This is a genomic window from Neobacillus terrisolis (assembly GCF_051233475.1).
In the GTDB taxonomy this organism is placed as follows: Bacteria; Bacillota; Bacilli; order Bacillales; family Cytobacillaceae; genus Bacillus_BU.
The window spans coordinates 1-8517 of sequence record NZ_JBKFGH010000031.1 but is presented as its reverse complement, the minus strand read 5'-3'; the positions used below and the strand labels follow the sequence as shown (position 1 = coordinate 8517).

Below are 8517 nucleotides of genomic sequence, written 5' to 3'. Positions count from 1 at the left end.
TTATGAAATTTTACGTCAATCTTAATAGAACCGCCGTATACCGAACGGTACGTACGGTGGTGTGAGAGGTCGGGGGTTAGTCACCCCCTCCTACTCGATTTTTAAGAAACTATAAATTTTAAAGCTGTGGATAACTATTGCACAGTTAGACTCGTCCAGCTCCAGCGCCCAGCTCCTAGTGGACTTCGCCCACCTCCCTACGATAAGTCAACATCGAATCGCTAGCGCTCTTCGTGTTTCCTTTATCTCAGTCGATGTGCTCCAGTCCTGTCGTGAGCTACCCGGGCACTTACGCTTTTGTTTCTTAAAGTGCATTTTTTTCTATGATAAAAAAGCTCCCGCTTGAGGTGGCAACCTTTTTGCCATCTGGGCGATACACTGTAGCAGATAGTACCATTGTTTTTGAACCTTTATGTTCAACATGTGCCTCACATCGTAAGTGATCCCCAATTCCTGGAGCAATATAATGGATATTTAATTGGGTTGTTACCGTAGCAAATCCTTCTGGAACCAGTGTGTTTGCAAGTGAGCCCATTGCGGAATCAATTAATGTAGCCGTAATACCCCCATGTACAATTCCTAGCGAGTTTTGAACGATTGGATTAATTGGGATAGTGATTTCACAGCTTTGATTATCCCTTCTACGTTCCATTTGGAGCAAAGCGCCCATAAAGCCAACCCCTTTACCTTGGGCATGCTTATTACGTACTCCATTTAGGATTTCCTTAAGTATATCTAAATCTTCTTCTCCTGCTTCTTTAATGCATATATCGAGCATATCATGCAGTTCTTTACTCATTTTATTAACCTCTTTCTTAAAAATCTACTTCTAATATTAACATAAATTCTTAATTTTTTGAATTTTTTTAAATCTGATTATTAATTTCACAAATTCATATTCGCTACATATCGTATTATAGGCACTGTAATGATTTGGGGTGAAAAGAATGGGAAATAATGAGCTTGATCCTTCAGTTGAAAAGTTTAAACAATTTATCCAAGCGAATCCGAAAATCATTGAAGCGGTTAGGAGAGAAAGACTCACCTGGCAGGAATTGTATGAGGATTGGTATTTGCTCGGAGAAGAGGACCCTCGTTGGGAAGAGTTTCGTAAAACCGAAAAAAAGAAGCGTAGCACTTCTAATAAAGAAACAAATACTGCAGAAGAAATTAACAACGATGCAGACCAGAAGAAGGATTGGGTTGGTCAAATTATGGGGGTTGTAAAAAATATGGATGCCCAACAAATTGAAAGCCAAATCCATCATTTAAGTCAGGCTATTTCGGCAATCCAAGGAGTGCTCTCCCAATTTCAAAACAGTAATCAAGTTAATAATGTCCAAAAAAATGAACATCCGCCACATCCATTTATGTTTAGGAAAGACTGATGAAGGGGATTTATGATGAGAAAAGAAATAGTCGAGTACTTAAATCGAAATCCTCAACTACACCAATTTTTACGTGAACAGCCAAATTGGTATCGAAGGTTGTCAAGAAATCCTCAAGACTTGCAGCAATTAGAAATATCCTCAATGCACTATTATAAAAAAACGTTTCCTCATCAGGTGGAAAAATTCTCAAATGGAGTTCAAATGGCCTCCATGTTGATGAGTATGTTTCAATCAATGAACAACTAGACTAGAGACTGATAAACTCGCTTGCTGGGTCAGTCTCTTATTTTTTTTTGAGTAAAAAATGATCCTCGGTAAACAATATTAGCATAAAGGAGTGATAAAGCATGCCATTCAGCCGTAGTATAATTTCGGTCTTTATGCTTTTATTTTTAGCAGGATGTCGCCGAGATATTCCCGAACCTGAGTCTAAATTTGCTATGACAAATGTTAATGCTGCGGGAAGAATAAGGGATGTTCCTGTATCGGTAATTCCACTCAATTCATCATTTTATGTTCGTCATAAGGTTAATGGTGAAAATATATTAGTGGAATGCATTGTGCCGGAAATTTCATTCCGACAAGATCGTCATAATAAGAGAGTCGGAAAAATTGTTGTTTTTGTTGATGGTAAGAAAATTGCAGAAATGAATACGCCGGTCTTTATTATTAAGGGGTTAGCCCAAGGGGAGCATGCTATCACACTTGAAGTAGTAAATTTACAAAACCGGTCATATTCTTTAAAAAAGGAATTTAATGTAACTATTTTATAGCCATTTGGATGGTTCGCTTTCCTGAAAGTTTCATGTTAAAATATGAGACGGAGGTGGGCTGATTGCTTGCTACTTTTGAAAGAATTCAACTTTTGGATAAATCAGATGAACTTGTTGCGATGATTCTGAACTCCGAGATTGCTGAGAACTATCGTCAGTGTTTATCTAATATGCAATCAAACATGGAGGCACAGAATAAGATCAAAGCATTTATTAATATAAAAGAACAATATGAGGAAGTTCAGAGGTTCGGTAAGTATCATCCGAATTATAAACCGGTCAAGAGCAAGATCCGTGAAGTGAAAAGGGAAATGGATCTTGATCCCCACGTGGCTGAATTTAAAAAGGCGGAAAATGATCTTCAAGCCCTGCTTGACGAAATAAGCAAAATTATTGGGCACTCTGTTTCTAAAAATATAAAGGTGCCAACCGGCAACCCCTACTTTGATAGTTTATCAAATTGTGGAGGCGGTTGTGGTTCTGGAGGAAGCTGTGGCTGCTCATCAAAATAAATCAGGATTGCAGATTATGGTTCAGATATGCTATCCTTATTTAAAAAGTCATAAGGGGAATTTTTAATGTTCGGTTCTCGGCAAGGAATAATCGTATGGCTTTATTCTTTAAAGCAGGCAAAAATGCTAAGAAAATTCGGCAATGTTCATTTTGTTTCAAAGAAATTAAAATATGTCGTCCTATATTGTAATCAAGAAGAAGTTGAAGAGTTAATTGGGAAATTGCAATCATATTCGTTTGTTAAGAAAGTAGAACCTTCTTATAAACCTTTCCTACGAATGGAATATGAAAATGCTAAGCCTGACAAAGCTAAAGAATATGATTATAAAATGGGTATTTAACCACAACAAAAGCGGAAACGCCTTGGAAGAAATGTCGTCACTTCTACCTAAGCGCTTCCGCTTTTTTTTACTGTCTAGCTCCAGCGCCCAGCGCCTCCGCTTTTCTACCAGCTACTTGACAATACCGGGAGATATCGATTCATTCTTAAAATGCCAATTAAATATTGGTAGTATAATTCTTTATCAGCAAATTCGCTTGACGGTTTAACTACGAGCTCAATAATATTCTTTTGAAGTTCACCAGCAGCTTCTGAAAAAAGCTCAAACCGTTTATTCTGCTTAAAATGGGGATTTGGAACCCCTTCTCGACAAAGATATATAGGTTGAAAATCACCAGTTTTTGTTGGATTTAAAATAACAGCTAGAGAAGTTACTTCTTTTTCATCTTTAATTGTATGGAAAGCCATCATTCTTAATAAACGATGTTGATTGGAATGTGCGATCTCAATTAATTCATACAGATCTGAATAACCTTCCCCAAGTTCAATAAATCTTTGTATCATAACATCCTCCAAATTCTCGTAATGGTCGTTAATACTGTACCATGCAACTTTGGAAAATTGAAGTAAAAAGAAAAAACCCTGCACCTAAATGCAGGGTCCTTCTATATCCCAATATTAGGATAGAAGGCAAAGGGAGAGGAGAAACCGGAGGAAGAACTTATGGGGAAACGTAAGTCTTCTCCGCGGTTGGCAACAACATCCTCGAATAGATGCTGTTATTTACATTATTTCCACAATAACCCGTTATATACCTTAATTTCGGATATTTATTTTTGTTGAAAATAAGTGTAAATTGGAACAGTTGAGGTAAGTGTGTTAGGATATAAAAAATACCGACTAATAAATATGTGGTGAAGAATAGTGAGAGTAGTATCAGGGAAATGCAAAGGAAAAATCTTAAAGGCTGTTCCAGGCAATACGACAAGACCAACAACAGATAAAGTAAAAGAAGCGATGTTTAATATCATTGGTCCATATTTTAAAGGTGGCGTTGGTCTGGATTTATTTGCAGGAAGTGGCGGATTAGGCATTGAGGCCTTAAGCAGAGGGATTGACAAGGTCATTTTTGTTGACAGAGATGGAAAAGCCATTCAAACTATAAAGGAAAATCTCAAAATCTCAGAACTAGAAGAACAAGCTGAAGTATATCGAAATGATGCGAATCGTGCATTAAAAGCGATAAAGAAAAGAGAGATTTTATTTGATGTCGTGTTTTTAGATCCTCCATATAAACAGCAGCAACTCCTGTCCCTTTTAACTGAAATGGACCACGACCAGATTATCAAACGTGATGGGGTCATCGTTTGTGAACATAGTCAGGATGTGGTATTACCTGAGAGGGTGGGCAATTTACATCGAATAAAGAGGGAACAATACGGAATCATTCACATTACGATTTTTCAAAATGAATTTGAAGAGTAGGGGGGATATTCTTGCCGTGCATTGCTGTTTGTCCAGGGAGCTTTGATCCTATTACAAATGGACACTTAGACATTATTATTCGTGGTGCAAAAATTTTCGATGAAGTGTATGTTAGTGTGTTAAATAATTCAACGAAAACACCATTGTTTACGGTTGAAGAAAGAATTGAGTTAATTAAGGAAGTAACAAAACATATTCCAAATGTTAAGGTCGATGCCTTTGATGGACTCTTAGTGGATTATGCCCGAAGAGTAAATGCAAATGCCATCATTCGCGGTCTTCGTGCTATTTCTGATTTTGAATATGAAATGCAAAATGCTTCAATGAACAGGGTGTTAGATGATGATGTTGAGACCTTTTTCATAATGACAAACAATCAATACTCTTTCTTAAGCTCAAGTATCGTTAAAGAGGTTGCAAAATATGGTGGAGATATTTCGGAGCTTGTCCCGCCAATTGTTAAAAATGAACTACATAATAAATTTGCTGCCCGGAAAAAGTAAACGTCATGAGGCAGACTCATAAGAGGATCGGAATGTCCTCCGTTGAGTCAGCCTCATTTTAATTCCCTTCTGGCAAACAGGACAATATAGATTGTTAACGTTATCAAAGTAATAATCGGACCTGCTTTTCCGAGCCATGTTAATGTCTCAAGAGCCAAGTTGCCTTCTCCAGTGAATCCAACCGGTACGGCATTTGAAGGCTGTTCAGTCTGATAAAAACGTTTGTAAATCGGTTCCCATAATAAGAACGTAAATACGGCAGCAAAAAGCCCGTGAAAGAATCTTGCGATGAAAAATGGTTGAAAGCGGATATCGGTTTGTGCCAATATACTGGCAACCTGCGCCTGGACACTAAACCCGCTAAAGGCAAGAATAAAACTTGTGATAATGGCCTGCTGTAAAAGGGTTGCTTCTTGAACTTGGCTGGTCATTTGACTCCCTAACGTGATCTCAAATAATCCGGAAATAAACGGGATACTTAACGCATCCGGAAGATGGATTGCCGGGAAAATAAACTCTAATATTTTTGAGAGATAGCCGGTAATATGCAAATGATAAAGAAGTTTATTGATGACCGAAAATATGATAATAAATCCACCAATCATCAATAATGTTTGGACAGATGACATAACAGCATCACCCAGTAGCCTGCCGATTGGCCGGTTATCCTTGATTCTCGTTTGATGGAGCACAGAGAAGGCGGTGCGGAGCTTGGATTTCTCCGTTTTCTTCTTTTCGGCGGCTTCTTCCTTTTCTCCATAAAATCTCATTAAGACCCCGACGCAAATATTCCCTAAGTAGTGCGACAATGCTAGGATCACTCCAAGATGTGGATTGAAAAAAAATCCTACAGCTACCGCTCCAAATATAAACAATGGATTGGATGAGTTTGTAAAAGATACTAATCTTTCCGCTTCAATCCTGGATAATTGCCCCTCTTGTCTAAGTCTTGCGGTTAGTTTTGCCCCCGCAGGATAGCCGGAGGCCATGCCCATTGCCCAAATAAATCCTCCTACCCCTGGTACGCGAAAAATCGGCCTCATAAACGGTTCTAATAAAACTCCGATGAATCGTACAACTCCAAATCCAATTAACATCTCAGATACGATGAAAAACGGCAATAGGGAGGGGAATACAATTTCCCACCACATATTTAATCCCCTTATCGAGGCTTCAACAGACTCTTGTGGCAACGAAATAATGGAAATAGCCAAAATCGAAACAAAACTAGCTAGAAAAATGGTTTTCAACTTAGAGCGATTCACTAAAGTAAGCCTCCCAAAAAGGATAGTTACTGTGCAATAGGGAAAAACAGTGATAAAATGAAAGCCAATATATTCCTTTATGAATATCCAAACTGGTCATAGACGGATAAAGCTTGTTCGTTTATCGGGGGATATTTTGGGCTCATGCCTTGTCCCCATATAAAACAATATACTCATAGAAAAGTAATTTAGACCATAAGAATAAGATGACACTAAAGGAACTAAATATATTACTGCAAAGGAGGAAATCTCTTTGCCGCGTCCGAAAATTGGCTTGGCACTCGGATCGGGTGGTGCACGGGGATTCGCCCATTTGGGTGTGTTAAAGGTACTGAAGGAAGAAGGAATTCCGATTGATTATATATCCGGAAGCAGCATGGGGGCTCTAGTTGCCTGCTTTTTTGGGGCAGGGCTGGACCTGGACCGACTTTATAAAATTTCTACTGCCTTCAAACGAAAATATTACCTCGATTTTACCGTGCCGAAAATGGGATTTATTGCAGGTAAGCGGGTAAAGGAACTCATACGTATCTTTACTCATGGGAAAAATATTGAAGAATTAGCGGTGCCGGTTGCAGTAGTAGCAACGGATCTTATGTCCGGTGAAAAAGTGGTTTTTAAAAAAGGGCCGATTGCCGAGTGTGTCCGGGCTAGCATCTCAATACCGGGAATTTTTGTTCCGGAAAAAATTAATGGTAGACTTCTTGTAGACGGAGGAGTAGTGGATCGTATTCCAGTTTCCGTGGTGAAAGAAATGGGGGCAGAATTCGTTATCGCAGTCGATGTGTCCCATGTGAAAACCAATACCGAAATTACCTCTATTTATGATGTAATTATGCAAAGTATTGATATAATGCAAATGGAGCTTGTGGACTATCGAATGGTTGCTTCGGATGTCATGATTCGCCCACAAGTGGAAAAGTATAACTCTAGAGCCTTTACCAATATTGAAGATATCATCACAATTGGGGAAGAGGCTGCTAGGAAAAACATTAATAAAATAAAAAATTTGATTGAACAGTGGAAGGGGTCACAATCAGAATGAGGAAAAATCGCTCGTTCCTTTTCCTCATCATTGCCGGACTATTTTTCGCAGCAAGCTCATTTTATTATTTGCCTTATTATGTATCAAAGCCTGGTATGGCAAAGGAGCTCGAACCGATAATAGAAGTTGAAGATGGTCATGATGAAGAAGGCAGTTTTATGTTAACAACAATACGGATGGGAAAAGCAAACATTTATTCTTATGCGATTGCCAAAGTAAGTAAATATCAAGAAATATATCCTGTTGAGGCTATTAGAAGTGAAGATGAGAGTGATGAGGAATACAATGTCCGTCAACTCCACATGATGGACACTTCGAAAACGAGCGCAATAGAGGTTGCATATAAGAAAGCTGGATATCCAGTTAAATATAAATATAAGGGTATTTATGTATTGCACATTGTTCCCGATATGCCAGCTGAAGGTAAATTAAAACCTGGGGATCGGATTATTAAAGTAGACGAGGAAGAGTTTGAATCGATGGACCAATTTATCGATTATATAAGTGATAAAAAACCTGGAGAGAAAGTGTCTGTTACGTATGAACGTGAAGAACAGGAAAAAACCGCTTCGTTAACTGTCCAAACCTTCCCTGAAGATAAGAAAAAAGTCGGAATCGGGATCGGCTTAGTGGATGATAAAGAGATCGTAGTGGATCCTAAAGTGTCGATCGACACGGAGGAGATAGGGGGGCCATCTGCTGGCCTCATGTTTACTTTAGAAATTTATAATCAACTTACAAGCCTCGATTTAACAAAGGGATATAACATTGCCGGTACGGGGACAATCTCTTCGGATGGAACAGTGGGAAGAATTGGTGGAATTGAGCAAAAGGTCGTGGCTGCAGACAAAGCGGATGCAGAAATTTTCTTTGCTCCAAATGAGAAAAATGCATCTGATTCCAATTATAAAATGGCTGTTAAAACAGCAAAAGAAATCGGATCAAATATGAAAATCGTCCCAATTGATACATTTGATGAAGCTGTAGCATATTTGGAAAAACTTAGCCCGAAAAAATAGCTGATATCGGCCAACCAATAAGGAACTGACATCCCTACTGTCAGTTCCTATTTTTTTGCAGATAAACAGGTGTTTCTTTATAGTCTTGATCTAATTCCTCACTACCAGCTGATAATCCGATATTATAAATTCTGGAAGCTCGAATATCCGGTTCAATATCGGAATTTTTATACGATGAGAGCTTTGATATAAGAGGGGTGCTCAACTGTTGTTTCTTCTTGTTTAAATAGATTCTTCCGTTTT

The 8517-nt window shown here is 38.4% G+C and carries 12 protein-coding genes and 1 pseudogene; 9 read left to right on the top strand and 4 right to left on the bottom strand.

Going from position 1 to position 8517, the window contains the following annotated elements; genetic code table 11:
• Nucleotides 1–304: 304 nt before the first annotated feature.
• Nucleotides 305–799 (bottom strand): PaaI family thioesterase, encoded by a 495-nt coding sequence (locus ACI48O_RS18335; RefSeq protein ID WP_435563306.1) that lies wholly within the window; start codon nt 797–799, stop codon nt 305–307.
• Between the two features lie 148 nt (nt 800–947).
• Between ACI48O_RS18335 and ACI48O_RS18330 the strand changes: the two genes are divergently transcribed.
• The 5 genes from ACI48O_RS18330 to ACI48O_RS18310 all read left to right on the top strand — a co-directional run bounded on the left by ACI48O_RS18330 (nt 948) and on the right by ACI48O_RS18310 (nt 3018).
• Complete coding sequence (locus ACI48O_RS18330) at nt 948–1388, top strand: YlbD family protein (RefSeq protein WP_435563305.1); 441 nt, start codon at nt 948–950, stop codon at nt 1386–1388.
• A 15-nt stretch (nt 1389–1403) separates the two neighbouring features.
• Nucleotides 1404–1637, top strand: coding sequence for a YlbE-like family protein (locus ACI48O_RS18325; protein ID WP_435563304.1), 234 nt, complete (start codon nt 1404–1406; stop codon nt 1635–1637).
• A gap of 101 nt (nt 1638–1738) precedes the next feature.
• On the top strand, nt 1739–2164 hold the full coding sequence (locus tag ACI48O_RS18320) for a hypothetical protein (protein WP_435563303.1): 426 nt from the start codon (nt 1739–1741) through the stop codon (nt 2162–2164).
• A gap of 62 nt (nt 2165–2226) precedes the next feature.
• Nucleotides 2227–2676, top strand: coding sequence for a YlbF/YmcA family competence regulator (locus ACI48O_RS18315; RefSeq protein WP_435563302.1), 450 nt, complete (start codon nt 2227–2229; stop codon nt 2674–2676).
• 66 nt (nt 2677–2742) lie between these two features.
• A complete protein-coding gene (locus tag ACI48O_RS18310; protein WP_435563301.1) occupies nt 2743–3018 on the top strand; it encodes a YlbG family protein in 276 nt (91 codons plus the stop codon).
• A gap of 104 nt (nt 3019–3122) precedes the next feature.
• Here the strand turns inward: ACI48O_RS18310 and ACI48O_RS18305 are convergent, their stop codons facing one another.
• The gene (locus ACI48O_RS18305; protein WP_435563300.1) at nt 3123–3521 is read right to left on the bottom strand and encodes a DUF7147 family protein; all 399 of its coding nucleotides are present in this window, start codon (nt 3519–3521) and stop codon (nt 3123–3125) included.
• 360 nt (nt 3522–3881) lie between these two features.
• On the opposite strand from ACI48O_RS18305, the gene rsmD reads away from it, so the two are divergent.
• Both rsmD and coaD read left to right on the top strand, forming a co-directional pair.
• Nucleotides 3882–4442, top strand: a complete 561-nt coding sequence (gene rsmD / locus ACI48O_RS18300; RefSeq protein ID WP_435563299.1) for a 16S rRNA (guanine(966)-N(2))-methyltransferase RsmD — start codon at nt 3882–3884, stop codon at nt 4440–4442.
• Between the two features lie 11 nt (nt 4443–4453).
• Nucleotides 4454–4945 carry a pantetheine-phosphate adenylyltransferase gene (coaD, locus tag ACI48O_RS18295; protein WP_435563298.1) on the top strand — a complete coding sequence of 164 codons (492 nt, stop codon included), beginning with the start codon at nt 4454–4456 and terminating at the stop codon, nt 4943–4945.
• Nucleotides 4946–4998: 53 nt separating this feature from the next.
• Here coaD and ylbJ read toward each other — a convergent pair whose 3' ends face one another.
• Nucleotides 4999–6210 carry a sporulation integral membrane protein YlbJ gene (gene ylbJ, locus ACI48O_RS18290; RefSeq protein ID WP_435563297.1) on the bottom strand — a complete coding sequence of 404 codons (1212 nt, stop codon included), beginning with the start codon at nt 6208–6210 and terminating at the stop codon, nt 4999–5001.
• A 253-nt stretch (nt 6211–6463) separates the two neighbouring features.
• Here ylbJ and ACI48O_RS18285 point away from each other — a divergent pair, with 253 nt between their 5' ends.
• Nucleotides 6464–7255, top strand: coding sequence for a patatin-like phospholipase family protein (locus tag ACI48O_RS18285; RefSeq protein WP_435563296.1), 792 nt, complete (start codon nt 6464–6466; stop codon nt 7253–7255).
• Nucleotides 7252–8274 carry a SepM family pheromone-processing serine protease gene (locus ACI48O_RS18280; protein ID WP_435563295.1) on the top strand — a complete coding sequence of 341 codons (1023 nt, stop codon included), beginning with the start codon at nt 7252–7254 and terminating at the stop codon, nt 8272–8274. The genes ACI48O_RS18285 and ACI48O_RS18280 overlap by 4 nt, the downstream gene beginning before the upstream one ends.
• A gap of 40 nt (nt 8275–8314) precedes the next feature.
• On the opposite strand, the pseudogene ACI48O_RS18275 reads toward ACI48O_RS18280, so the two are convergent.
• A pseudogene (locus ACI48O_RS18275) lies at nt 8315–8517 on the bottom strand (nucleotidyltransferase); the annotation flags it as partial.

What these genes read in the sequence shown, in the direction of transcription:
- ACI48O_RS18305 (WP_435563300.1), bottom strand. Translation starts at nt 3,521, where the DNA reads ATGATACAAAGATTTATTGAACTTGGGGAAGGTTATTCAGATCTGTAT.
- ACI48O_RS18280 (WP_435563295.1), top strand. Translation starts at nt 7,252, where the DNA reads ATGAGGAAAAATCGCTCGTTCCTTTTCCTCATCATTGCCGGACTATTT.
- ACI48O_RS18310 (WP_435563301.1), top strand. Translation starts at nt 2,743, where the DNA reads ATGTTCGGTTCTCGGCAAGGAATAATCGTATGGCTTTATTCTTTAAAG.
- ACI48O_RS18335 (WP_435563306.1), bottom strand. Translation starts at nt 799, where the DNA reads ATGAGTAAAGAACTGCATGATATGCTCGATATATGCATTAAAGAAGCA.
- ACI48O_RS18325 (WP_435563304.1), top strand. Translation starts at nt 1,404, where the DNA reads ATGAGAAAAGAAATAGTCGAGTACTTAAATCGAAATCCTCAACTACAC.
- ACI48O_RS18330 (WP_435563305.1), top strand. Translation starts at nt 948, where the DNA reads ATGGGAAATAATGAGCTTGATCCTTCAGTTGAAAAGTTTAAACAATTT.
- ACI48O_RS18320 (WP_435563303.1), top strand. Translation starts at nt 1,739, where the DNA reads ATGCCATTCAGCCGTAGTATAATTTCGGTCTTTATGCTTTTATTTTTA.